Source organism: Aeromonas enterica, from assembly GCF_054052465.1.
Genome location: NZ_JBSTYL010000017.1, coordinates 46,591 through 70,370, shown reverse-complemented (window position 1 = coordinate 70,370; position 23,780 = coordinate 46,591). Strand labels below are relative to the sequence as shown.

Annotated in this window: 20 protein-coding genes and 1 tRNA gene; 15 read left to right on the top strand and 6 right to left on the bottom strand. The window is 57.0% G+C overall.

The features are described 5' to 3' along the window. Nucleotides 1–6 precede the first annotated feature (6 nt). The 12 genes from ACW5XD_RS16500 (at nucleotide 7) to ACW5XD_RS16445 (ending at nucleotide 13,815) form a co-directional block, all read left to right on the top strand. Nucleotides 7–1,920: a phage tail tape measure protein gene (locus ACW5XD_RS16500; RefSeq protein WP_456495787.1), complete on the top strand. Its 1,914-nt coding sequence runs from the start codon at nucleotides 7–9 to the stop codon at nucleotides 1,918–1,920. Next, the gene (locus ACW5XD_RS16495) at nucleotides 1,917–2,240 is read left to right on the top strand and encodes a DUF2590 family protein (RefSeq protein WP_456495786.1); all 324 of its coding nucleotides are present in this window, start codon (nucleotides 1,917–1,919) and stop codon (nucleotides 2,238–2,240) included. Before ACW5XD_RS16500 ends, ACW5XD_RS16495 begins: the two co-directional genes overlap by 4 nt. Continuing rightward, nucleotides 2,237–3,418, top strand: coding sequence for a baseplate J/gp47 family protein (locus ACW5XD_RS16490; RefSeq protein WP_456495785.1), 1,182 nt, complete (start codon nucleotides 2,237–2,239; stop codon nucleotides 3,416–3,418). Before ACW5XD_RS16495 ends, ACW5XD_RS16490 begins: the two co-directional genes overlap by 4 nt. Continuing rightward, nucleotides 3,415–4,008, top strand: coding sequence for a phage tail protein (locus ACW5XD_RS16485; protein WP_456495784.1), 594 nt, complete (start codon nucleotides 3,415–3,417; stop codon nucleotides 4,006–4,008). Before ACW5XD_RS16490 ends, ACW5XD_RS16485 begins: the two co-directional genes overlap by 4 nt. Then, nucleotides 4,005–5,738: a phage tail-collar fiber domain-containing protein gene (locus ACW5XD_RS16480; protein WP_456495783.1), complete on the top strand. Its 1,734-nt coding sequence runs from the start codon at nucleotides 4,005–4,007 to the stop codon at nucleotides 5,736–5,738. The genes ACW5XD_RS16485 and ACW5XD_RS16480 overlap by 4 nt, the downstream gene beginning before the upstream one ends. Nucleotides 5,739–5,747: 9 nt before the next feature. Then, complete coding sequence (locus tag ACW5XD_RS16475) at nucleotides 5,748–6,302, top strand: hypothetical protein (RefSeq protein ID WP_456495782.1); 555 nt, start codon at nucleotides 5,748–5,750, stop codon at nucleotides 6,300–6,302. Nucleotides 6,303–6,311: 9 nt separating this feature from the next. Continuing rightward, nucleotides 6,312–7,193 carry a hypothetical protein gene (locus ACW5XD_RS16470; RefSeq protein WP_456495781.1) on the top strand — a complete coding sequence of 294 codons (882 nt, stop codon included), beginning with the start codon at nucleotides 6,312–6,314 and terminating at the stop codon, nucleotides 7,191–7,193. Beyond that, nucleotides 7,190–7,723 (top strand): baseplate complex protein, encoded by a 534-nt coding sequence (locus ACW5XD_RS16465; RefSeq protein ID WP_456495780.1) that lies wholly within the window; start codon nucleotides 7,190–7,192, stop codon nucleotides 7,721–7,723. The genes ACW5XD_RS16470 and ACW5XD_RS16465 overlap by 4 nt, the downstream gene beginning before the upstream one ends. After that, nucleotides 7,720–9,333, top strand: a complete 1,614-nt coding sequence (locus ACW5XD_RS16460; protein ID WP_456495779.1) for a hypothetical protein — start codon at nucleotides 7,720–7,722, stop codon at nucleotides 9,331–9,333. Before ACW5XD_RS16465 ends, ACW5XD_RS16460 begins: the two co-directional genes overlap by 4 nt. Before the next feature lie 200 nt (nucleotides 9,334–9,533). Then, nucleotides 9,534–10,187 carry a phage virion morphogenesis protein gene (locus ACW5XD_RS16455; protein ID WP_456495778.1) on the top strand — a complete coding sequence of 218 codons (654 nt, stop codon included), beginning with the start codon at nucleotides 9,534–9,536 and terminating at the stop codon, nucleotides 10,185–10,187. A 527-nt stretch (nucleotides 10,188–10,714) separates the two neighbouring features. Next, complete coding sequence (locus ACW5XD_RS16450; protein ID WP_456495777.1) at nucleotides 10,715–11,956, top strand: SIR2 family anti-phage-associated protein; 1,242 nt, start codon at nucleotides 10,715–10,717, stop codon at nucleotides 11,954–11,956. Further along, nucleotides 11,953–13,815 carry an ATP-binding protein gene (locus ACW5XD_RS16445; RefSeq protein ID WP_456495776.1) on the top strand — a complete coding sequence of 621 codons (1,863 nt, stop codon included), beginning with the start codon at nucleotides 11,953–11,955 and terminating at the stop codon, nucleotides 13,813–13,815. The genes ACW5XD_RS16450 and ACW5XD_RS16445 overlap by 4 nt, the downstream gene beginning before the upstream one ends. A 201-nt stretch (nucleotides 13,816–14,016) precedes the next feature. On the opposite strand, the gene phoU is transcribed toward ACW5XD_RS16445, so the two are convergent. From phoU to ACW5XD_RS16415, 6 genes are all read right to left on the bottom strand, one after another. After that, entirely contained in the window at nucleotides 14,017–14,727 is a 711-nt protein-coding gene (phoU, locus tag ACW5XD_RS16440) for a phosphate signaling complex protein PhoU (protein ID WP_042036494.1), read from the bottom strand. Nucleotides 14,728–14,838: 111 nt separating this feature from the next. Then, nucleotides 14,839–15,657, bottom strand: coding sequence for a phosphate ABC transporter ATP-binding protein PstB (gene pstB, locus ACW5XD_RS16435; RefSeq protein ID WP_043137469.1), 819 nt, complete (start codon nucleotides 15,655–15,657; stop codon nucleotides 14,839–14,841). A gap of 119 nt (nucleotides 15,658–15,776) precedes the next feature. Beyond that, entirely contained in the window at nucleotides 15,777–17,426 is a 1,650-nt protein-coding gene (gene pstA / locus ACW5XD_RS16430) for a phosphate ABC transporter permease PstA (protein WP_456495775.1), read from the bottom strand. A 50-nt stretch (nucleotides 17,427–17,476) separates the two neighbouring features. Continuing rightward, the gene (locus tag ACW5XD_RS16425; RefSeq protein ID WP_456495774.1) at nucleotides 17,477–19,714 is read right to left on the bottom strand and encodes a phosphate ABC transporter permease; all 2,238 of its coding nucleotides are present in this window, start codon (nucleotides 19,712–19,714) and stop codon (nucleotides 17,477–17,479) included. Between the two features lie 207 nt (nucleotides 19,715–19,921). Further along, nucleotides 19,922–20,461: a tRNA adenosine(34) deaminase TadA gene (tadA, locus tag ACW5XD_RS16420; RefSeq protein ID WP_456495773.1), complete on the bottom strand. Its 540-nt coding sequence runs from the start codon at nucleotides 20,459–20,461 to the stop codon at nucleotides 19,922–19,924. Next, a complete protein-coding gene (locus ACW5XD_RS16415) occupies nucleotides 20,458–20,703 on the bottom strand; it encodes a hypothetical protein (protein WP_456495772.1) in 246 nt (81 codons plus the stop codon). The genes tadA and ACW5XD_RS16415 overlap by 4 nt, the downstream gene beginning before the upstream one ends. A 267-nt stretch (nucleotides 20,704–20,970) precedes the next feature. Here ACW5XD_RS16415 and ACW5XD_RS16410 point away from each other — a divergent pair. The 3 genes from ACW5XD_RS16410 (at nucleotide 20,971) to aceB (ending at nucleotide 23,764) form a co-directional block, all read left to right on the top strand. Next, nucleotides 20,971–21,047 (top strand) — tRNA-Pro (locus tag ACW5XD_RS16410). Between the two features lie 259 nt (nucleotides 21,048–21,306). Continuing rightward, nucleotides 21,307–21,453 carry a hypothetical protein gene (locus tag ACW5XD_RS16405; protein ID WP_456495771.1) on the top strand — a complete coding sequence of 49 codons (147 nt, stop codon included), beginning with the start codon at nucleotides 21,307–21,309 and terminating at the stop codon, nucleotides 21,451–21,453. Between the two features lie 703 nt (nucleotides 21,454–22,156). Then, a complete protein-coding gene (gene aceB, locus ACW5XD_RS16400; RefSeq protein WP_456495770.1) occupies nucleotides 22,157–23,764 on the top strand; it encodes a malate synthase A in 1,608 nt (535 codons plus the stop codon). The last annotated feature ends 16 nt before the right edge of the window (nucleotides 23,765–23,780 follow it).

Below are 23,780 nucleotides of genomic sequence, written 5' to 3'. Positions count from 1 at the left end.
AGGCACATGAGCGGTTCATTTGAAAAGCTGATGCTCCAGATCGGCATCGTGGACAAGGTTTCCGGCCCGCTGAAAGGGATCGACAAGGGCATCGCCCGCACCGCCGCCGGCTGGGGCAAGATGGCCGGCGGCGTGGCCACCATCATGGCGGTGGGCATGGCCCTGCGCTCCGTGCTCGATCCTGCGATCGAAATGGACCGCGCCCTGGGCGAGGTGGCCTCACTGGGCGTTGCACAAGATGCCCTGCAGGGCTTAAGCCAGACCGCGCTCGCCTTCTCCATGGAATACGGCAAAAGCGCCGTGGAGTTTGTGCGGGCCTCCTACGATATCCAGTCTGCCATCGCGGGCCTCAATGGCTCGGAGCTTTCCACCTTCACCAAGTCGTCCGCCGTCCTGGCTGCCGCCACCAAAGCCGACACGGGCACCATCACCAGCTACATGGGCACCATGTACGGCATCTTCAAACAACAAGCGGCCCAGATGGGCAAGGCCAACTGGGTGCAAGCCGTGGCCGGCAAAACCGCGCTGGCCGTGCAGATGTTCAAGACCACCGGCGCGGCCATGAGCGAGGCATTCAGTAACCTGGGCGCACAGGCAACCACTGCTGGCGTCAGCATGAACGAGCAATTTGCGATCCTGGGTACGCTGCAAGCCACCATGAGCGGCAGCGAAGCCGGTACCAAATTCAAGGCATTTTTGGCCGGCCTCACCGGCGCCGGCAAAAAGCTGGGCATGACGTTCACCGATGCCAAGGGCCAGCTGCTGCCCATGCTCACTATCCTGGACAAGCTCAAAAAGCGTTTTGGCAGTGGGACACTGAAAAATGCCGACATGGGCAAACTCAGCGAGGCGTTCGGCGGCAAGAATGGCCTGGCGTTTGTCTCCTTGCTGATGAAGGAAACCAACGGCCTGCACCAGAGCATGGACTCGCTGGGCAAAACCACGGGATTGAGCAAGGCAGAGGAAATGGCCGGCGCCATGACCGACCAATGGGAACGGCTGGGCGCAGTCAGTACCGCACTGAAAACCAAACTCATGGGCTCGATACTGGCCCCCATCAACAGCGTGGCCAAGGCCTTTGCCGATGGCGGCGCCCAGGTCGAAAAGTGGATGGATATGTTTCCCCACCTGACCAAGCTGCTCGGCACCGTCACTCTCGTGGTGCTGGGGCTGGCCGGTGCGGCAGGTGTCTGGGCGGTGGTATCGGGGGTCAGTGCCCTGGCAACCGGCGTGCTGGCCAGCGCCGTCGGCATCGCGGCCACCGCCTTCAGTGCCCTGCTCTGGCCCCTGCTGCTGATCGCCGGCGCCATCGCCGTGGTGGTGGCCTACTGGGCCCCTTTGAGCGCCTTCTTTAGCGGGATCTGGGACGTGCTCGGCCCGGTCATCTTTGAGTTGTTCCAACCTTTTGTCGATGTGCTCGGCGCGCTGGCCAGCGGCTTTGGCTCGCTCATCAGCTGGGTGGGCTCGTTCTTTGGCACCCTGGACACCGGCGCAGCCTCTCTCAACGACATGAAAAGCGCCGGCCAGTCGGTCGGCGAGGTGCTGGCCTGGATGTTCAAGATTGCCCTGTGGCCCATGAATACCCTGATGAAAGGGGTGCTCAAGCTGCTGGACATGATGAACCTCATCCCCGGTGTGAGCGTCGATACCAGCGGTATAGGCGCACTGCCCGACCTCACCCAAGCGGTGTCGCTGCAACGACAAAACCAGCAGGCCACCGCGCCCCTGGCCAGCTATCTGGCCCCGCCGGCGACCACCGTGCCAGCAGGTGGCCTTGGCATGAGCCTCATTCAAGCCAACGCCAATGCCCAGCGCGGTAACGCTGGCAAAACCGTGACCGTGGGCGAGGTGCACAACCACTTCCAAAATCCGATGTCGCCCGCCCAGCTGGCACAAGAAGCATTCATGGGGGCGCCATGAGTGAGCCGCTTTATGTGGATATCCGGGTCGAGGGCGGTGCCTGGTTGCTCGATGACGGCAGCCAGCCGCGCTACACCGCCGATCGGCACAGCATCGGCCAGGACATTGCGCACTCCATCATGGAGTCAGGACTGGCCCGCAAGCTCCTGGGCGAGCGCAGCCCCACCCAGCGTGCAGATGTGATGACCGAGATTGAGTTGCTGGTCGAGGTGGATGTGCGCCTGGTACCGGGCACGATTGAGCTGACCGAGGTGCACCCTGGCACCATCGCCCTGACCGCTCAAACCTACGATTTCGGATTGATAGAGGTAACCCTATGAGCATCCGCCCCCGTGTGGATTTTACCGCCCTGCTCGATGAGGCGGGGATCCCCACCACCGACGAGGCGATCACCGCCGAGCTCAAACGCCAGGTCACCGCCAGCGGCTCGCTGATTTCTAATGACAGCGCGGTCAGTCCGTTCTGGCGCCTGGTGCAAGGGGTGGTGGTCACCCCGGCTGCTTTCCTGCTGCGCACCCTGCTCGCCGGCTACGTGCTGCCCAACAGCTTTGCCGCCACCGCCAAAGCCGTCTATCTCGACCTCAAGGCCTGGGATGTAGACCTCACCCGCAAGCCTGCTCAGAAGACCCGGGGCCTGGTCGATTTCGTCAAGGCCAACCCCGCCGACTCTGTCACCATCCTGGCGTCTGTGTCTGTGGCCACCGAACGCATCGATGGCGTGGTCTATCGTCTGCGCCCTGTGCAAGCCGTGGTCAGCCCCGCCGGCGAGGCCGTGGCCCAGGTGGTGTGCGAGGCCGAAAAGGCCGGCGTGGCCTACAACCTGGCACCGGGCTATTACAACCTGCTGAGCGAACCCATCACCGGCATTGTCTCGGCCAGCAATGGCCCGGACTGGATCACCCAGGTAGGCAGCAATGAGGAGGATGACGACTCGCTGGGTCTGCGCATTCAGACCCAGTTCTCGGCCGTCTCGCACTATCACATCGATTCGGTGTACCGCAGCATGCTGGCCAGTGTCGCCGGCGTGCGCCCGGATCAGATCTACTTTGAACACGATGGTCCTCGCGGGCCCGGTACCGCCAACGCTTACATCCTGCTGGACGTGGGGCCCACCCCTGACACTCTGATCGCCCAGCTCAACGATTATGTGACCGTGCAAGGCAACCACGGTCACGGCGATGATCTGCAGGTGTTCCCGCTAGCCGACACCCTGGTGGATGTCAGCGTGACGATCTGGCCAGTGGCCAACCTCGAAGAGGAAGAACTGGCCGCGCTCCTGGCCGGTGTCGATGCCCTTATCCGGGCAGCCTTTCGTGAATCCACCGCCTACCCGGACGTGACCCGCACCGCGCCCCGCTCGCGCTTCTCGTTCAGTCAGTTGGGGCGCGAGCTGCACGAGACCTTCCCAGCCTTGGCAAGCCTGGATTTTGCGAATACGGATATCGTGTCACTGCTTGATGTTCCTCGCCTGGCCTCACTGGAGGTAGTCACCGCATGACCCCCCGTGAACGTGATGACCAGGCCCCACTGCTGCCAGCACACACCGTGCCCTGGTGGGAGGATGGCGACACCCTGCCAGAAGTCCCCCAAGAGCCGTCTTTCCTGATAGCCGGGATCATGGGGTTCTGGCGGCAGCTGCGTACCTGGTTGCTTTACCCGCTGGCCAGCCAGGATCCGCTGACCTGTTCGCCCCGCCTGTTGGCGCTGTTGGCGTGGGAGCGGGACATTACCCGCTTTGACGGCGAGCCGTTGGATTTGTACCGCAAGCGGGTGAAGTGGGCTTACCTCAACGCCCGGGACGCCGGCGACGTGGCAGGCTTTAAACGCATCTTTGAGCGCCTGGGGCTCGGCTGGTGTGAACTGCACGAACGCCAGGCCGACACAGACTGGGACGTGATCACTATCGAGGTGACCGACAGCGCGGCAGCCGGCAACCAGGCGCTGATGATGGAACTGATCCAGCACTACGGGCGCACCTGCCGCCGCTATCGCTTTCAGGTGGTCTATCCACAAGCCGCGACCGTGCACGCGGCCCGTATCGACATGAGCCAGCAAGTCTTTGGCGCATCACTCAAGAGGAACTTATGAGTCAAGTTATCACCAACGCCTTTGCCAGCTACTGGCAAGCCTGCCTGACCGACGAAGCCCCGGTGGTGCTCGATGCCTTCGTGCTGGCCAACATCCCGGATCTCGATCCCGAGCTGCCCATCAGCCCCGATGACGGCTTGCCGACGGCTGCGCAGATTGTGTATCGCCAGGCGGTGGACCAGCGCGGGCGCATCAATCTCGACGCGGTGGCCTACACCATTGTGATGGACACCCGCGTCGGCGATTTCGAGTTCAATGCCATGTACCTCATCAACACCGAAACCAACCTGGTGGGGATGATCGTGCACAAGGGGCTGGAGGCCAAACTCAAGACCGATGAGGCCAGCGGCCAGACCGGCAACAGCCTGGTCAAATCCATGCTGATGGAGTACGACCGGGCGAGCCTGGCCACCATCACCACGGTCGATGCCAGTACCTGGCAGATTGACTATGCCGCCCGCCTGCGCGGGCTGGATGAGGACATGCGCGCGCTGGCGATGCCGCTCTATGGTCCCGCCTGGTTTGAGGGGAATGGCTTTCTGGTCACCAACAACGCCGGGGTGTACCACACGCACCCAGGTTTAGGGGTGATCGGCGGCTTGTTGGCGGTACTGAGCGACGATCAGATCGTGACACCGGCAGCTCTACCAATGGGTGTTTGGGTCGATGTGTACCGGGCCGGATCCTTGCTTGGTGCCTGGGAAAATCACGTCAACCTGGTGCTCAGCGCCACACCATTAACCGACTACACCGACGAAGGCTATCTGCATCACGTTGCCCAGGTAGCCACCATCACAGCCGATGGCACCGTGACAGATGCCCGCCGGCAGCGCACCCATGCCCATTTTTGGGATGAGATACTTGACCCGCCCACGGCGGAAGAGATTGGGGCGCTGCCTGTGGCGGCCTACACCCCCCGCACCGACAGCTTGAACAACCAGCAAGGTGAAATTGCGATCATCAGCAATAAGGACATGAACGGCTGTCTGGCGGGCGAGTTTGGCTTGTACGAGAAGGCCACCTGCGCCCATTACCCGCCGAGTGCGGGAGAAATGTTTTATTGCGAAACCAAATCTATTTATGCCAGCGACACCCTTATTCAGTTGGCATACCCCAATGCGGGCTCGGGGGTGCTGGCATGGCGAAATTTCGGACACAGTGCAGGTGAATGGGACGAACAATGGCGCGAAGCCTATGACACCGGCAATCCGCCCCCCGCCCAAAATTCCCCTCCCATCATCGGAGCGGTGCTGATACTCGATAGCCTGGACAACCCAGCAGCTATCTATCCAGGCACAACCTGGGGGCGCATCGCTGTCAATCAGCACCTCCGGGGCGCCGCAGAGGGAGAGGGGCTCGGCCTGTATGGCGGCAGTGATACGGCAGCCATTGGCGTCGAGCACATGCCACCTCACGCTCATACGGTTGCCGATCACGCCCACCACGTGCCCGGCCATGCTCACTCCCTCTTTTTGGACCAATACAGCGGTGATGCAGGCACGTTACTGGAAAATGTCCCGAGCTCAACAGTGGCTATCGCCAACGATTCCGCAGCAGCAGGCGCCTATTACATGCATGCATCAGCAGGTGGGAATTGGGCCGGTGTATCAAGCACGGCTGAAAGTGACACATGGGGAGCCACGCCTGGCACGGACACTCAAGGGGGCGGCGCGGCCTTCTCTGTGCTTAACGCGTTCTACAAACTCCACATCTGGAAACGCCTGTCATAAGGAGGACTCATGAAAAAACGGTACTACTACCTGTATCTCGCCGATCTGCTGCAGGGCTATCCCCGCGTAAAATGGGTGTCTGACACGCCAATCAAGCAATATCAGCAACAAGCGGAAGAAGGGATCGCGTTGTGCGAATACCGGGGAGAGACATTACCGGAGCGCCTGGTCTATGACCCCAAGAAAAAGTGCTGCCGGACCCCGACCGAACAGGAGAAATACGAGCTGGCGCCAGGCCAATACCAGCCGCCCGCTGGCTACTACGTCAAAAGCGGAAAAGTAAACATCCAGCCATCGATGCCGGCAATGTTGCAGCCACAGTTCGATATTGAGTCGGAGCGATGGATTGAGATCGCCACCCGTGAGCAGGTAGCACGGAGGGATGAGCGCGCCAAGGCGCAAACGTATCTTAATGAATTGGAGTGTTACGGCTACGCCAGATCGGAACACGCGTTGGGGCTTATCACTGACGCCGCACTGGGAGAGGCAACTGCCTATCTGCAAACACTGGCTGAAAAGGGCGACGCGACCCGCCCTGCCTTGTTCAACCGCTATATCGCATAAGGGGACCTGATGAGCTGGACCACAAGCTCCATCCGTTGGCCCGCCAGCGCTGCCGGGATGCGTGAACAGATGCAGCCTGTCCTTGCCCAGGTTCCGGGCAGCAACACGGCCGCCCAGGCTCGCCTGGATGCCTTAGCCGATCGGGCACACTACCCGGTCAACCCGCTATCCGGTCAGGCTACTGCCCTGGCCGCCCTTCGCGCCTCGCTGGATGCCCTGCTGGCAACCGGCCGCGCCCTCAGCGTCACCCCTGAGCAATACGGGGTCGGTCAGGTGCAGGGGACGGAGCACGCTTTGTCCGCCCCCAATGCGGTGGCGCGGCTGGCGGCCAAACTGCGCGACGGCGCCGACCCGTTGACCCCGGCCGGTTCCGGCTATGCCGTGGCCTGGTTGGTCACGGCCCAAAGCGCCAGTGAGCTGGCCTCCCTGCTGGCCACCCTGTGCCCAGTGCTGCCAATCCCAGCCTGGTGCGCTACCTTGCGCCGCCTACAAGCCAGCAATGCCACCATGATCCAACCCACGGCACCTATGGTGCCCCGCTGGCGCCAGGGTGAGCCGCTGCTCTGGGATCCCCTGCGCCAAACCCGAAGCGCCCTGGGCGCCGGTATCGCGCACCTGGAAAGCCTGGCAGCAGACAGCCAGACCCCCATCGCACGGTTGCAGGCATTGGCCACACGCCGGGAGGCCCGCTTGACCGAGCTTGGCCAGGCGCTGGATCGACTCGCCGCCCTCAGCGGTCAGGTGTGGCACTGGCAAGGCGAGGGGGACGCCGCCAGCCTGGCCAGCCAGCTCGACGCCTCAACCCCACCCAGCCATGCCCATACCCACACCGTGGCCACCTTGTTGCTATCGGCCACCCCGATCACCTTCTGGCAGGAGCTTGCCCCATGAAAACTGCCTTGCTCACCCTGGACGGTCAACCGATGGCACTGCTGGGAATGAAAGTCTCTCTCTCGATGCAGTACAAGGACAAAGACCAGTCCGGCCAGACCAGCAGCGCAACCAGTTCGGAGCAGGGGACCAAGGCCAAGGAATTGAAAGTAACCGGTCTCATCCCCTTCAAACAGGCGGCAGATCTGACGGCGTTGTTTGCCCTGGCCGGCGCAAATGACAGCGGTGGCCAGCGGCACATTTACCGCATTGGGTCACAGCTGGCCCGCGCGGTGAAAATCCGCCAGGTCAAGTTTGCCGGCACAATCTCGGCTGATGAGCAGGACGGTCAGATGGCCTGGCATGTGTCGCTGACCCTGCGTGAGTACAACTCGGTGCCGGAGAAGCGCGAGCAGCGTCAGACGCTCCCCGCCGCCAGTACCGGCTCGGGGACCGACGGCGCCGAACCGGCAGATGACACAAAACAACCTGTCGAGCAGCGAACCGCCTTTGAGCAATTTCTGAAAAAATGGGATGACTCTCTCGCATGAAACTAGCTACTCGCCTGACCATCGCCGACACCCCCTGCGCCCTGGTCGAACATGATGTCGCACTCGACCTGTCCGCCGGCGGTCGGGCGGTGCTGGTCATCCAGGGGGCAGCCGCCAAAGGGGATACCTTCGCCCTGGACGTGGGATACAACAACGATCTGCGCCGCTGGTTCACCGGCTACGTGGAAACGGTGCAGCCCACCGACAATGGCAGTAGTCGGCTGTTGTGCCGGGAGCTGGCAGGCGCGCTGGCGGCCCCCCTGCCGGTCAGCCAACAACACACCACCTTGCGCGGCATGCTGGCCTGGTTGACCGAGCAGACCGGCCTGACCTTCCTGCTCCCCCAGGGGGCCGATTACACCGACACCCCGATCCCTAATTTCACCAGCGCCGGCACCGGCTATCAGTTGCTCAACAATGCCGGCCGCGCATTTTCAGTACCGGACTTTATCTGGTACCAGCAACCGGACGGCACGATCTTTGTCGGCAGCCACGCGCACAGCCGCTGGGCGGGCAAGAATGTGACGATGGATCCGGCCTGGGCGCGAGCCCAGGCGGGCAATCAGTTCACCATGCCCCCCTCGCCAGTGCTGCGTCCCGGGGCCACCGTGGATGGCAAGCGGGTCATCCGGGTACGGCTCACCGGTGAAGATATGACTATCACCACGGCCACCCCGGGGAAGGTGGCCAAGAGCGCCCAGCAGCGCCAGACCGAGCAGCAGTTTCCCGAACTGGCCGCCGGTACCCACCTGCCACAATTTGGCATCGTGGTTAGCATCAGCGACCGAGCCAGCGCCGGCCAAACAGCCGATCCATTTCGGCCGCGCTATGCGGTTGATGTGCAGGTGCTGGGAGAAGATGGCAAGCCGGACAGCAAGACCCCGCTTTATCGGGCGGTGCCGCTGCCGGTGCTGTTTGGTGGTCAGGAACAAGGACTGCTGCAGTATCCGCTGGAGGGCACCGTGGTGGAGCTGGGCTTTGCCTTTGGCCGGGTCGACCGGCCGTTTGTGCGCACTATTCTGGGCCAGGGCTGGCCCCTGCCCGATATCACCCCGGGTGAGCAACTGCAACAGCAGCGGGCCGAGGTGGCGCAGCGCATCGATGCGGTGGGCAACCGCACAGCAATCACCGATCGCACTCACACCGACAGCGCCTGGCAGTTGCGCCAGCAGGCCGACGACGATCTGGGGGAATTTGGCCAGCATCAGATAAGCACGCAGCAACACAGCGTGGAGCTGATAGGGGCCATGAAGCGCATCGAGGCGCTGGGCGGTATTGAGCTCTTGGCCGGTGATGCGTTCACCCTGGGGAGCTTGGGCAACATGAGCCAGACCACGGCGGGCAGCCTCACCGAGGTGGTGGGTGAACTGCGCCGAGCCATCGCCGGCACAAGCCAGCACCTGGAAGCACCGCAATCCTGGATGGGGACCGACAGCACCAATATTTTTCAGCTACTGCTCCAGCTGATGAACCTGGTGGAGCAACTGGCCACCACCACCGCGACCCACACCCACCCCAGCGTCGGCACACCGAACGAAGCGGGAGAGCTGCAAGCCCATGCCCAAACAGCCAACGCCCTGGCCAACACGCTCAATCCCATCATCGAATAAACAAAAAAAGGCCACTCGGTAGAGTGGCCCAGCAAGACATCAAAATATCAGGATACGAAATGAATAGTTCTCAGCGAAAAAACTATTCTCCTCAAGAGAAACAATATCAATCCAAAGCTGAATGGCAGCCCAACCAGCGACCGAAACTTGCATATAAATTAATCACCTCATCAGGGTGACCAATCCAGGAAAGAGAGCTGATGAATGATATATCCACGACCCAACGATCCTTCCTGCGCTTGCGAGAACAGTTGGGCATGCTGGCGCTGACGCCCAAGAAGCGACGCGCCCTCAATGCCGCGATTGGTAAGGCCATCGTCACTGCCAACCGTAAGACCATTCGCAAAAGCCAGGCCCCTGACGGTTCACCCTGGGCGAAGCGTCACAGCAAACGTAAAGACAAAAAGCTGAGCGGTTTTGCCAAACGCCTGCGCTCAAAGCCCACCGCTGATACCTTAACCGTGACCCTCAATCAACCATTCGCAGCCCGCATTGCCTATCAGCATCAGAAGGGGAACAGCTGGCGCATGACCAAACGCAGCGGTCAGCGCACGAACACCGCCCATGATGAACCGTGCTCTCGTTTCCAAGCGGTGCGCCTGCGGGAACTGGGTTACACCGTCAAGCGCAAGCAGGGCAAACGTACCCGCACGACCAAGCCCTCGCTCAAGTGGATGCAGACCAACCTGACCCAGGGCAAAGCCGGTATCATCATCAAGACCATGCGCCACCAGTCCAGCAAGAGCACATGGACACAGAAGGCCCCACCACGCCCGCTTATCTTTGAACCCGGCGACCCCCTACTGCAGCGCCTCTGTGCTGAGGTATTCAGAGACATGACCCCACCTAACTAGCCCGCCCTCGTTCATACCCAACGCGCCAGCTATGCTGCCGCGTTTTTTTTCACCCCTGACAACCTTGGCTGCAAAATGGGCACACGGCATTCTCTGTCCCACGGAATCCGCACTCCTCCCCGCCCACCTTCGGGCTAAAAATGTGGCATTTTTTGCACAAATAAAATGGTGCAAATTCATGGTCTAGCCCTCACCGTGGCTGGGTTCTTGGAGGGAATTCAGAATTTCACAAAACGTCATTCGATGATCGTTTTGGGCGGTTTGATCACAGCCAGCAGGCGGCGTAAAAAAGCGTAAGCAATTGAAGATAAAGAGATAGTTGTTACTTTTCGTGAGGATCTGAGCCAACAAGATGGATCTGGTACGACCTCGTGATAACTAAGTTAATCCAAGTTAAATCATGCACTTACATTCTTTTTTTGATAAGAGTGAAAAATTCATGAGTAAAATATTTGTATGGGCATCTAGGAGAGCTATGGAGGTATCGTTATATTGTGACTATTAACTTTTCCAGAGAGGAACTTTTTATGGTTACAACATATTATCAAGGTGGAAATGAAATAAGCTTAAAAGATATTGAGAATCATCTTTCTTCTTTGTGCCAACTAGAAAATGTGGGAATTCTATTAGGTGCAGGAGCATCTAAATCTGCAGGTGGCAAAGTTATGAAGGAAATCTGGCTGGATTTCAAAAATAACAATCCAGGTTCAGTCACCTATCTCACTGATAAATGCAACCTTATAACTAGCGATGAAATTGAAGATGACTCTGTTAATGTGGAGATTTTAATTGACCAAGTACTTAAATTTATTGATGTAGAAAGCACTAAAAATGAAAATACGCAAGAACTAGAACTTGCAAGAATAGCTCTTTACAGATCTGTAATAAATGCAGCATTATTAGTTGGCACCGACTTTCCTATTTCACACGTTGGAAAAAAAGATAACTTTGATAAGCATAGAAATTTACTAGAAAAGCTACTATCAAATCGTCAGCCCGGACAATCAGCACCCGCAATTTTTACAACAAACTACGATCTTGCTATAGAATGGGCTGCCGAAGAATCCGGAATAAGCATAATAAATGGATTTTCAGGAATTCATTCTCGCACATTCCAGCCTCATTCATTTGACCTAGGCTTTCGAAATGTGAATGCCATTGGCGAAGCTCGTTTCGGTCACTATTGCTTATATTTATATAAATTGCACGGGTCACTAACTTGGCATAAAGATATAAATGGTGACATAAGTGAAAGCACGTCATCTATTGTATTTAAAGAAATACTTTCGCCATTAATATCTGGCAGCGATATATCGCATAAACAACATCTTATTTTTCCAGGTGCAAATAAATACCATCACACAATTGGTTTTGTCTATGGTGAAATGTTCCGGCGATTTAGTGAATTCCTATCTAAACCTCAAGCCGCATTATTTATTAATGGTTATGGCTTTGGAGATTATCATATAAACCGCCTTATATTAGGAGCATTATTAAATCCATCGCTTCATATTGTTATCTGCTATCCTGAGATGGAATTTCTTAATGATGACATCATAAATGGAAAGTCTCTGACTGAAGCACAGAAATGCATTGATAAAATCAGAAAAATGAAATTAAACCAAATAACTTTAATTTGTGGTGAGAGTGCATATTTTAATAATTTTGTAGACTTAATACCTAAACCAGTTTTATTCCCTCGAAGCAATGCGGCACAAATAATTGCTGAGGCAATTCGAGACGTAACTAGTCAAGGTGACAATATATGACAATGCAACAACATGATATATCACAGATTGGTTATGTTGTTTCTCTGGAAGGCACCAAGATAAGAATGAACATTCTTGAGGGGCATAAAGGCCAATTAGCATCACATAGAGTAGGCGTCAATTCTGTTTCTCAACCAGGAGATATAATTGGATTTGAAGCTGGACGAAATTTAATTGTCGCAAGAGTTTCTGATATGTCATTCATCGAACCAGAGAAGGCGCATGCCGCTAACATTGGCACAATGAATACATCAGGAGTTCCCTTACGTCAAATAATATGCCATGCCATTGGATATATTAAATCTGGTGTTAATAATCTCGAGTTTATATCAGAGAACTGGATGTTGCCTCCTTTAGGTGCAAAAGCAATTCCTCTTGATAGAAATCATTTAAATGTAGTTTTCGGTCTAGATCAGGATGACAAGCGCCATTCAATTAAGCTAGGGTATGATTCGAGAACATCTTCAATTGAGATTAGAGCAAATTTGAATAAAATTTTGAGTCGACATCTTGCTGTCTTAGGGAGTACCGGATATGGAAAATCAAACTTCAACGCATTAATCACTCGTCAAATAGCACAAAACTTCCCAAATTCTAGAATTGTAATATTTGATATTAATGGTGAATACGCTCAGGCATTTGAGGGATTACCAAGGGTTAAACAAACAATCCTTGGCGAAGGTGTTAACAACCATCAAAAAGGCCCCTTCAAAAAAGAATATGCTACGTTTCACAAGATACCATACCAAGCTTTGGGATGGGCTGGTTTAATAAAATTACTGCGTCCTAGCGATAAAACTCAGCTTCCAGCATTAAGAAATGCATTGAAATGCCTAACAATGGTAAAAGCTATAGATAACCACCAAGGAGACATGTTAATTCAACAACAAGATGGGCTAACGTTTACGCTTTATGATGACTGTCGTCCATTTGGACAAGAACATCTTGGATCTTGGCTGAATGCACTTCGTTGTCGCAATGTAAAGACCCAACCAACATGGCCTCCATTTAGAGCTCTAGCTACCCTTGTCGCAGAATTTGGATGTGTGACAGCGGCAAGAAATGCTAATACAACAGAGCGAAATCCATTCAACTATGGCAATGTCCTGCCTCTTATAAAAATAATACAGCAACTTTCTGAAGATACCCGGTTTAAAACTGTTATTAATACCAATGGTGGAGAAACCACTAATAACGTTAGTGCTGATCATTGGGCTGACCCAATAAATATAGAAGTTAATAACATATTTGGTCTGCCAAGGGGAGAGCCTCAAGACTGGAACGTTCATATTATAAATTTAAAAAACCTTGCTGACGATCTATCTCCCATGATTCTTGGTGCTCTTTTAGAAATGTATGCAGAAGTTATTTTTAAACGAGGACAGGATAAAAATTATCCGACACTATTGCTCCTTGAAGAGGCTCACCAGTACCTCAGAGATCCATATGCTGAAGATGATAATAGACTTAAAGCTTATGAACGCTTAGCGAAAGAAGGGAGAAAATTTAGCTGTTCTCTCTTAGTAAGCACACAACGACCTTCTGAATTATCTCCGACCGTCCTTGCGATGTGCTCTAACTGGATCTCTTTAAGATTGACAAATGAAAGGGACCTTATTTCTTTACGTTATGCTATTGAAAATGGGAACGAACACCTTTTGAAAGAAGTATCTGGGCTGCCACGAGGGGACGCAATAGGATTTGGTTCAGCATTTAATCTCCCGATCAGATTTTCCATTGACAAGTCAGAACCAGGACCGGCATCAACTGACGCAGATTTTTCGAGTCTCTGGAGCTGCCCTAGCCCTCCTATGGGACTCACAATCGGAGCGCCTTATAAACCACCTCACAACCAATGAACGATCAAAAAAAGACAGCCAAAGCTGTTATAGGGAATGAAAAAACAAATCTTTCTTCAGTAAAAAGCCCCGACGTCGCGGGGCTTTATTTTTCTCTCAATGTGGTCATCATGTGGACACAACTTGAAATAAATCCTTTTATTTCAATTAAGTAAGTCTGTTTGCCAAGGCGCCCAAAGCGCCTTTTTATTCATTTTGCGGTCAGTGCTTGCCGAGCAGCTCATTGAGCTCGTCCGCCTTGGTGTGGCGCACGTCCTTGCCCTTGACGTAATAGACGATGTACTCGCAGATGTGCTGGCAGCGATCGCCGACCCGCTCGATGGCCCGCGCCGCCCACAGCACGTTCAGCACCTGGGGTATGGTGCGCGGGTCTTCCATCATGTAGGTCATCAGCTCGCGAATGATGGACTCGTACTCTCTGTCCACCTTGTCATCTTCCTTGTAGACGGCGATGGCCGCCTCCAGATCCATGCGGGCAAAGGCATCGAGCACGTCGTGCAGCATCTTGATGGTGCGCCGGCCCATGTTCTCCAGCGACACCAGCGGCGGCTGCGGCTTGTTGGCGTTGTCGGTCAGCATGCGGGCAATCTTGTCCGCCACGTCGCCGATGCGCTCCAGATCCGTGATGGTCTTGATGATGGCCATCACCAGCCGCAGGTCGGACGCGGTGGGCTGACGCTTGGCGATGATGCGGGTGCACTCCTCGTCGATCGCCACTTCCATGGCGTTGACCTTGTGATCGTTCGCCACTATCTTGCGCGCCGCATCCAGATCCTGATCGTGGATGGCCGCGATGGCGTCGGTCAGTTGCTGCTCCACCAGGCCGCCCATCACCAGCACCTGATTGCGCACGCTCTCAAGTTCGGCATTGAACTGACCGGAGATGTGTTTATTGAGGTTCATATTGTCCATACAAATAATCCTTGATGCTCCGATTATGCCTTAGCCATTGAACTGACCGGTAATCTGTTTACTGATGCTCATCTTCTTCATACCAATGATCCTTGTTGCACCAACCATGTCTTAGCCGTAACGGCCGGTGATGTAGTCTTCGGTCTTTTTCTTGGCCGGGGTGGTGAAGATGGTGTTGGTGTTCGAGTACTCGATGAGCTCGCCCATGTACATGAAGGCGGTCTGATCCGAGACCCGCGCCGCCTGCTGCATGTTGTGGGTGACGATCACCACGGTGAACTGGCTCTTGAGCTCGTTGATCAGCTCCTCGATGGTGAGGGTCGAAATCGGGTCCAGCGCCGAGGTGGGTTCATCCAGCAGCAGCACTTCCGGCTCGATGGCGATGGCGCGGGCGATCACCAGACGCTGCTGCTGACCACCGGAGAGGCCGAAGGCATTGTCGTGCAGGCGATCCTTCACCTCGTCCCACAGGGCCGCGCCGCGCAGTGAACGCTCGGCCGCCTCATCCAGGGTGCGTCTGTCGTTGATGCCCTGCAGGCGCAGGCCGTAGACCACGTTCTCGTAGATGGACTTGGGGAAAGGGTTGGGGCGCTGGAACACCATGCCCACCTGGCGACGCAGGGCGGAGACATCCACCCCCTTGTCGTAGATGTTGTGGCCGTGCAGCTGGATCTCGCCCTCGATGCGGCAGATCTCTACCAGATCGTTCATCCGGTTGATGCAGCGCAACAGGGTCGATTTACCGCAACCGGACGGGCCGATAAAGGCCGTCACCTGCCCCTTGGGGATCTTCATGTTGACGTTGAACAACGCCTGCTTGTTGCCGTAATACAGGTTGAGATCCTTGACCTCCAGCGCGGTCTGCTCCGGGCTCAGGTTGAGCAGGTCCAGCGCAGTGTGCTGGGTGGAAGCTGTCGTTACGTTGATCATCTGTTACCTCAAATCAGTCGGTGGCGGCGGACATCTTGATGTGCCAGCGGCCGGAACACTTGACTGGCAAGGGGGGCTGCCGCCCATCCCTTGCCTCACATCAGTCTGGGGTGGCTGGATTAATGTTCCAGCGACCGGAATTTTTCACGCAAGTGGTTACGAATGGCGATGGCCGTCAGGTTGAGGCCGACGATCACCGTTACCAGCAAGAAGGAGGTGGCATACACCAGTGGCCGCGCCGCCTCGACGTTGGGGCTCTGGAAGCCCACATCGTAAATGTGGAAGCCCAGGTGCATGAACTTGCGCTCCACGTGCAGATACGGGAAGTTGCCATCCATCGGCAGGGTCGGTGCCAGCTTCACCACCCCCACCAGCATCAGCGGCGCCACTTCACCGGCCGCCCGTGCTATGGCCAGAATGAGGCCGGTCATGATGGCCGGGCTCGCCATGGGCAGCACGATACGCCACAGGGTCTCGGCCTGGGTGGCCCCCAGTGCCAGCGAACCCTGACGAATGGTGCTCGGGATCCGGGCCAGCCCCTCTTCGGTGGAGACGATCACCACCGGCAAGGTCAGGATGGCCAGAGTCAACGCCGACCAGATGACGCCGGGGGAGCCAAAGGTCGGGCTCGGCAGCGCTTCCGGGTAGAACAGCTGATCTAACGAACCGCCGAGCGTGTAGACGAAGAAGCCCAGACCGAACACGCCGTACACAATCGAGGGAACACCCGCCAGGTTGATCACGGCGATGCGGATGATCTTGGTCAGGCTGTTCTTGCCCGCGTACTCGTGCAGGTAGACAGCCGCCACCACGCCGAGCGGCGTGACGATGATCGCCATCAGGAACACCATGAACACGGTGCCGAAGATGGCCGGGAACACGCCGCCCTCGGTGTTGGCCTCGCGGGGGTCGTCAGAGACGAACTTGCCAATCTGGTGGAACCAGTAGCCCACCTTGGCCGGCAGGCTCATGTCGTTGGGCCACACCACGTCCAGTACCTTGGACATGGGCATGACCACCAGCTCGCCGCGCATGTCCTTGACCGTAATGCTGTCTCTGTCCGCTTGGGCACGCAGGGAGAACAGCTCTTTTTCCAGCACCTGATAATGGTCATTGAGAGCCTGGCGCTCGCTCGCCAGCTGGGTTTTAAGCTGATCGGTCAGCTTGTCGTCCAGTTCGGCTTTGCGCTCTTTGAGGCGCAGCCGCTCCAGCTGATAGTTGATGCTGCCTATGTCCCCTTTTTGCAGATCGTCAGCCTGTTCGGAAAGATCGTTGGCACGAGCAAGCACCCGTTGCAGCGCAGGATGCAGATCTTGGCTCAGCTCACGGCCATCCTCCTTGACCCCGACGATATAACCGTAGAAGTTGCCGTTGGTGGCACGCTCCACCATGGCGAGCTCGGTCGGCAGGCTCTGGGACTTGATGTCGGTCTCCAGCACCCAGCGAAAATCGAGGTCGACAAACTCGCGGTTGCCGGTCTTGACCAGATAGCGGGTCAGCAGCTCTCGCTCCTCCCCCTCCAGCGGCAAGCCTGAGGCCCGCAGCCGCTCGACCGGCACCAGCTCACGATCGTTGATCTCGCCGATCAGCACGCTCTTGTTGCCGCTGGCGTCTTCGAGCTGCCACTCATAGATGGGGTGAGGCCAGAAGTAGACCAGACCGCGCCAGCCGATGAGCAGCAACAGACCCAGTACCGCGACCAGACTCAGGCTGACGGCACCGCCGGTCATCCAGATCCAGGGGGCCCCTGATTTAAACCACTTACCCATTATCGATTCCTTGTTCATATACAGAACGCCGCTTTTGATGGAACGGCTCATTACAGAGAGCTGTATTTTTCACGCAACCGCTGACGAATGAACTCAGCCAGGGTGTTGAACATAAAGGTGAACACAAACAGGACGAAGGCCGCGAGGAACAACACCCGATAGTGGGAGCTGCCCACTTCCGATTCCGGCATCTCCACCGCGATATTGGCGGCCAGGGTGCGCAGTCCCTGGAACATGGAGAAGTCCATGATAGGGGTGTTGCCGGTGGCCATCAGCACTATCATGGTCTCGCCAACGGCGCGGCCAAGGCCCATCATCACCGCCGAGAAGATGCCAGGGCTGGCGGTGAGGATCACCACCCGGCTCAGGGTCTGCCAGGGGGTGGCGCCGAGTGCCAGTGACCCTTGGGTGAGGTGCTTGGGCACGGAGAAGACCGCGTCCTCGGCGATGGAGAAAATAGTGGGGATGACCGCAAAGCCCATGGCGATACCGACCACCAGGGAGTTGCGCTGGTCAAACTTGATGCCCATCTCGTGAGTCAGCCAGATGCGCGAATCACCTTGCATGAATGCATTCTCGATGAGCGGGCTCACCGCGAAGGCGCCCCAGCCGATCAGCAACAACACGGGGATCAGCAAGATGGCGTGCCACCCCTCCGGCAACCAGGAACGGCCGCGCTCCGGCAGGTAGTTCCAGATCAAGGCGGTGAGCAGCATCCCCATCGGCAGCAGGATGAGCAACAGCACAACGCCGGGCAGCGCCCCTTCGATGATGGGAGCAAGCCAGAGACCGGCCAGGAAGCCCAGAATAACGGTCGGCAGCGCCGCCATGATCTCGACCGTCGGCTTGACGTATTTGCGCAGCCCGGCCGACATGAAGTAGGCGGTATAGATGGCACCGGCGACGCCGAGCGGCACCGCAAACATCATGGCGTAGAAGGAGGCTTTCAAGGTGCCGAATACCAGCGGCACCAGGCTCAACTTGGCTTCGAAGTCGTTGCTGGCGGAGGTGGATTGCCACACATATTGGGGCTCGGGATAGCCTTCGTACCACACCTCTTGCCACAGAGCGGACCAGGTCACCTCGGGGTGTTCATTCTCCACCGCGAACAGCTTGAAGTCATCTCCCTGCTGCATCAGCAGTACGTTGTGACGTGGCGAAATGGCCAGCGCCGACAAGGAGCCGCCCTCGACTTTCTCGCTCAGCAGCTTGGTCTCGCCGGTGGCGTGGAAGAAGCTGACGGTGCCATCCTTGCCTGCGCTGATGAAGCCCTTGCGAAAGTGCTCCGGGGTCAGCAAGTCGACCGGGCCATCGCCCTTGAATTCACGAATGGGGGTGAACTGGCGCTTGCCGTCCTTTGCCACCTCGAACCACTGGGAGATAACGCCATTGTCATTGCCCACCAGCAGGGAGGAGGCACCGGAGAGCAGCTCGACCCGGGTCACGTTGGCATTGGGAGCGTTGATCTCCATGACATTGCGCAAGGAGATGTCATTGAGGTTGTGGATGTCGTAGACGGAGAGGCGATTGCCTTCACGCACGAACAGGATGCGCAGGTTGGGGGTCAGCAGCATCTGATCCACGTGGCGCGGCAATGAGGGGATGCTGTAGTTCTGGGCGCTCCACTCCACCTCGCCGGAGAGGAAATTCTCCTCGCCGCTCATCACCGTCATCACGCCACGACCATCCTCGGTCACGGCGGCGGTGGCCATCTTCTCCTTGGTCGCCTCGAACACCATCAGCTGCAAGGCTTTTCCTTGCGGATCTATCACTACCGGCTCTTCGCCGAAGGGATACTGCAGGCTGGGGTCGATGACTCGCACGTCGTTGGGATAGGAGACCTTGAAATAGGGCTGCATCACCAGCGCCTTGCCATCGGCAAACCCGTAGGCGATGAGCTTTTGACCCGGCGCCGGCGGCGCGACCGTGGTGATGTCACCCGCGACCTGGGCCTGACCCAGGGCCTGACCTACCTTGATCTTGCCATCCCCCTGAACGGCGAAGAAGTTGACCAGCCCCTTGTCGCTGAAGCGGTAACCGATCTCGTTCTGCTCCTCCACCCCGAGCCAGGCGGTCTTGCCCGCAACGGGTAGCGTGAACGACGCGGTCGGCTCCATCGTGGCGCCATTGAAGATGGGTTTCACCACATAGAGCAGGTAGAAGAAAATGAGCAACAGGGCCACCAGCACCAGGGCACCGCCTGTGGTGACCCCGTACTTGGCCAACTTATCCTTGATACGGCGCTTTCTACTGCCCGCCATACCCAAGTTTATCGATTCCGATGACATGCAAGACCTCAATGTGAGCTAGGCTTGGCGGCATTATATGGCGGTTGCATGACAGTTTTGTTACACCAAGGCTATCTGGGAAGGGGTTATTTTGGGGGGACATTCAGGCAGCACGTTATCGGTAAGTATCCGTGCCAACCATCTGTTTTATATGAGGATATATGAAGGGGTAACGTGCGGGGGCAAGACGGTTCTCCCCCGTTGGTCTCAGGCGGCTGTGCCACCGCTTTGTTGTTGTGCCTGTCTGGCCGCTTTTTTCTCGGCGCGGCGACGTTTGAAGAAGGCCGACAGCTGGGCTGAGCAGGCTTCTGCCAGCACACCGCCGGTCAGTACCACCCTGTGGTTATGGCGCGGGTCCTGCAATATCTCGAACACGGACCCGGCCGCCCCGGTCTTGAGATCCCGGGCGCCGTAAACCACCCGTTTGACCCGGCTGTGGATGAGGGCGCCAGCGCACATGCAGCAGGGTTCCAGCGTCACATAGAGGGTGGTGTCAAGCAGCCGGTAGTTCTCCAGCCGAACACCTCCGGCGCGGATCGCCATGATTTCCGCATGGGCGCAGGCGTCATGAGCGCTGATGGAGCGATTCCACCCCTCACCGACCACCTCGTCCCCCAGCACCAGCACGGCACCGACCGGGATCTCGCCTATCCCCTCGGCCCTGGCGGCCAGTGCCATGGCATGGCGCATCCAGCGCTCGTCTTGCTGCGCTTGCTCAAAGGAGTCAGCATTCTCTGATGGTGTCACGCCCTTACCTCTTTGTCGTTATGTTGCCTGTGCGCCTTGAACATTGGCGCCGTGCCGACCGGGATCTCACCTGTTTTCCCCTCGGCCCTGGCGGCCAGCTCCATGGCGTGGCGCATCCAGCGCTCTTCCTGTTCGCTCAAGCACGGGGCGGCTTCTGATAGATCCGCCACCTTGTCCTCTCTCGACGGCTTGTTCATGATGGTTTGTTCTGCCTCCCGGCCTGACTGATGACGATCATCCATCTCTTCTTTATTTGGATACGGTTATCCGGGACCGGTCCCTGCCCGGTGGGTGATGACCACATGTATGATAGCCCGGCAAGGCTGCTTGCCTGGCCGAATGCACACCCAGCAACACGGGGCGGCGATTATGCCAAATCTCACCTGCAGGCCCAAGCTACATCTTGATTGCACAATAAAGAAGCAGTCGGCATCTCCCTGATAAAAAAGGAGTTGCACCAACCGAGCCATATCATTAGACTCCTTTTCGTCAGCTCAGACTGACCTCGTCGGTGTGTAGCGCAGCCAGGTAGCGCATCTGCATGGGGTGTAGAGGGTCGGAGGTTCGAATCCTCTCACACCGACCATTTTCCCCGAAAATAGCCCAGTCTCGCGACTGGGCTATTTTTTTGCCTCGTTGTCAGCGCCCCATCTTTATTGTCCTGCCGAACACCCTGCCCACAGTGCCATCGCTTATCGTCGGCATATTTTTTATACAGAACCGCTTGAAACCTCTTGCGAGTATCGCTAGGATACGCAACTTTTCCGCCGGCAATGGATACAGGGAGGTGGAAATCCGGGTGATGGAGTCACCAACCGGCTTGCAATCCAACGAGGCAAGCACCCATGACGCAAGCAGTTGACATACAACCCGACCAGGTCCCCCTGCCACAACCTAACGTCGAACTCGGCGATAACGAACCCGGTACTGAATACGGCACCATAGTGCGCCTTGACGTGGTCGATCTGGCGGCGCCGGACGACGATTACTGATCGGATCCCCGTCACACAATGGGAGAATGTGGCCGCTGAGCCGTGAATTTCGCCACCCTTTCATCCTCCCGAGGGGCCAGGAAGGCCCGCTGATACAAATAACAATAAAATGCTGAAAATCTGAGCATTATTAGTTGCATTCACTACTCATTACCCTCCCCTCCCTCTGCAGGTTGTCAGGACAAGGTGATACAAACCTACGTTATTGCTCGTCACTTTCCCTTCGCTGATGGGCTAAATCCCATTCGCCCACGATTTGCACCCCAAGTTTTAAACAAACGTTCACTAGGCAATGCTGGCAGGAGCTGGATATTCACTGGGATCGCCGATCTCATTTCATACAGCTGTTTTTTGAAAGCTTGGAGTTAGGTCGGGATTTGTTTTTGCATTTGTAATTTTATTACGTAATAAATTACATCACGAGCCATATTCTCTCCACTGGATCACACCACCATCAGGGGTCGGAAAACAAGAGCATAACCATCTGCATAGAGCTTTTGCGCTAATCACATAACATCATTAAAAACATCACCTTAACTACCAGTCAAAAACAGGCGTTTTAAAAAAGTGGTTGACGAATAGAGCAATATTTCGCACCTTATGAATCGTGTTATCCCGTTGTTACGGGAAGTTTGAAAGAACAGGGATCGACTTTAGTCGTAGTTAGTAAGTTCAAAATGTAATTCTCAAAGGAGTGAACCTTATGTCGGCACCGGCTCAGACCCACTGCAGCGCCCGCCTTCACATCCAGGGCGAGATGCTGCCCGAATACGCGCAAATTCTGACGCCGGACGCGGTGGCTCTGGTCTCCGAACTGGTGGAACGCTTTGCTCCCCAAAGAGGGGAATTGCTGAAACAACGTGTGGCACGCCAGGCTCGTATCGATGGCGGTGAGCTGCCGGACTTCCTGCCCGAAACCGCCCACATCCGCGCCGGTGACTGGACCATTCGCGGCATTCCCGCCGATCTGCAAGACAGACGGGTGGAGATAACGGGCCCGGTCGAGCGCAAGATGGTGATCAATGCCCTCAATGCCAACGTCAAAGTGTTCATGGCAGACTTCGAGGATTCGCTGGCCCCCGCTTGGAACAAGGTGATCGAGGGTCAAATCAACCTGCGCGATGCGGTCAATGGCACCGTCTCCTACACCAGTCCCGAAGGCAAGTCATATACCCTCAATCCCGATCCGGCCGTGCTCATCTGCCGGGTACGTGGTCTGCACCTGCCGGAAAAGCATGTGACCTTTGATGGCGAGCCCATCCCAGGCGGCCTGTTCGACTTCGCCCTCTACTTCCTGCACAACCATCAGGCGCTGCTGGCCAAGGGGTCCGGCCCCTACTTCTACGTGCCCAAGCTGCAGAGCCATCTGGAAGGACGCTGGTGGAGCGAAGTGTTCGCCTGGACCGAAGACAAGTTCGGCCTGCCCCGCGGCACCATCAAGGCCACTGTGCTGATCGAAACCCTGCCTGCGGTGTTCGAGATGGATGAGCTGCTCTATCAGATGCAGGATCACATAGTCGCGCTCAACTGCGGCCGCTGGGACTACATCTTCAGCTACATCAAGACGCTCAAGAACCACCCAGATCGGGTACTGCCGGACAGGCAGGTGGTGACCATGGACAAACCCTTCCTCTCCGCCTACTCACGCCTGCTGATCAAGACCTGCCACAAGCGCGGCGCGCTGGCCATGGGTGGCATGGCCGCCTTCATTCCGGCCAAGGATGCGGCCATCAACGAGCAGGTGTTTGCCAAGGTCAAGGCGGATAAGGAACGCGAAGCCCACAACGGCCACGACGGCACCTGGGTGGCCCACCCCGGCCTCGCCGACACCGCCATGGCGGTCTTCAACGCCACCATTCCCGTTGGCACCAAGAACCAGATCGGCGTGCTGCGCGAGCAGGATGCCCCCATCACAGCCGCCGACCTGCTGGCCCCCTGCGAGGGTGAACGCACCGAGGCGGGCATGCGCACCAACATCCGGGTCGCTCTGCAATACCTGGAAGCCTGGATCAACGGCAACGGCTGCGTGCCCATCTATGGCCTGATGGAAGATGCGGCCACCGCCGAGATCTCCCGCACCTCCATCTGGCAGTGGATCCGCCACGGCAAGAGCCTGTCGAACGGCCAGGTGGTGACCAAGGCGCTGTTCCGCCAGATGCTGGCCGAGGAGCAGCAGGTGGTCAAACACGAACTGGGCGATGCCCGCTGGCAAGCAGGACGCTTTGCCGAAGCGAGCGATCTGATGGAAGAGATCACCTGCGCCGACACCCTGATCGATTTTCTGACGCTGCCCGGTTACGAGCGGCTCTGAATCACGGGCCCCCAGC